Raw genomic sequence first — 1,695 nt, 5'->3', positions numbered from 1 at the left:
TATAATATGCTTAATAAGAGTGTTATAATACTAATTTGTATGCTTAAATATCTTTGAAAAATATATGTAGTTATACAGGTTTCTAGCTGTGTATTTTGTGAATTTTAATAATATGCTAGGTGTATCTCAATTATAAAGACATAAAATAAGTAGTTTCATACGAAAATATTAAAAAGATTGAAATTTCAACAATTATAAATATGAATTATAACTGTATGTCAGTAGTAAGTCAGTATTTTTTTACTTTTTTTCTAAGTTTTGTGGTAAAATATATTTATAAATATTTAAGGCAATATATGAGGAGCGTTATAAAATGAGCATAGTTTTTTTAAGAAAAAGAAGCAAAAATTACATAGTTTATTTAGAGTATTTAGATAAAGAAACAAATAAAAAGAAACAAAAAAATATGGGTTCTTATCCATTAAAAAGAGATGCAACTAGAAGATTAAATGAAATAAAAGAAGAGATTTATAAGGAAGAATTATTACTTCCTAACGAGATGATTATGGAAGATTTCATCATAGATTTTCTAGAAAAATATAAGACAAATTTATCAATCACTACTTACAATGTTTACATGAGGACTTGTAAAAAATATATAATCCCTCTTCTTGGAGATATAAAATTATCTGATATTAGACCTATACATATACAAAATTACGTGGATGATTTAGTAGGTTTATTATCACCAAAGACCATAAAAATACATTTAAACATTCTTAATTTAGCATTCAAAAGAGCTTACAGATTAAAGTTGATTAAAGAAAATGTTGTTCAATACATAGAAGTTCCAAAGAGCAAAAAGTTTAAAAATGAGATTTATAATTCAGAAGATATGAGACTTTTATTAGAAAAAAGTAAAGGTACTTCTCTAGAATTGCCTATAGTTATAGCTAGTGGTTTAGGACTGAGAATATCAGAAATATTAGGTCTTACTTGGAACAACATAGATTTCAATGATTATACTATTACAGTAGATAAAATAACTGTTCGAGATGGCGGCAAAGTTATATTAAAAGACCCTAAAACAGAATCATCTGTTAGAACTATTACAGCCCCAAAAGAGATAATATCCATGTTGAAACAACTTAAAAAAGATAGATTATCAGCTAAATTAAGAGGAGAAAAATCACATAGAGAGCTTATCTTTTATGACAAAAACCTAGAGCCCATAGCTCCAGATGTAATAAGCAAGAAGTTCAAATACTTCTTAGAAGTTAATAATTTAAAACATATAAGATTTCATGATTTACGTCACTCCCATGTTACTATGTTGATAGAGGCTAAAGTTCCTATAAAAGTTATTTCTGAAAGGGTTGGACATTCAAGTGTAAATACAACTCTTAATATTTATTCTCATGCACTTAAGGAAATGGATCAAGAAGCTTCAGAAAAGATTTCTAATACTTTATTCAATGGAGATAGAAAAATGGGTTAGTTTATAGATGCAAAAATAATTTTTAAGTGATCGGAAAATCTAACGATTTTAATTGAGTTTTAAAGGTGTTGAAATATTGTTTTTATATAAATAGTCGTTAAAGAAGTAAATTTCTCTTAGATTTGATTTAAATAGATATTCTAGTAAAATATAATATGAATGAATAATTAACAGAAGAAAAAGTTACCATAATAATATTATGATAACTTTTGTTTTGTATATCATGAAATTATTAAAAGAAAATTACTTTGAGTAAG

1 protein-coding gene is annotated in these 1,695 nt (G+C 25.0%); it reads left to right on the top strand.

Annotation, left to right across the window (positions count from 1 at the left end):
* Window positions 1-313: 313 nt before the first annotated feature.
* On the top strand, window positions 314-1,438 hold the full coding sequence (locus tag NSA58_RS19755; protein ID WP_074079566.1) for a tyrosine-type recombinase/integrase: 1,125 nt from the start codon (window positions 314-316) through the stop codon (window positions 1,436-1,438).
* The last annotated feature ends 257 nt before the right edge of the window (window positions 1,439-1,695 follow it).

The organism is Terrisporobacter muris (genome assembly GCF_024621905.1).
Lineage (GTDB): Bacteria > Bacillota > Clostridia > Peptostreptococcales > Peptostreptococcaceae > Terrisporobacter > Terrisporobacter muris.
This window is presented reverse-complemented; position numbering and strand designations above follow the sequence as displayed.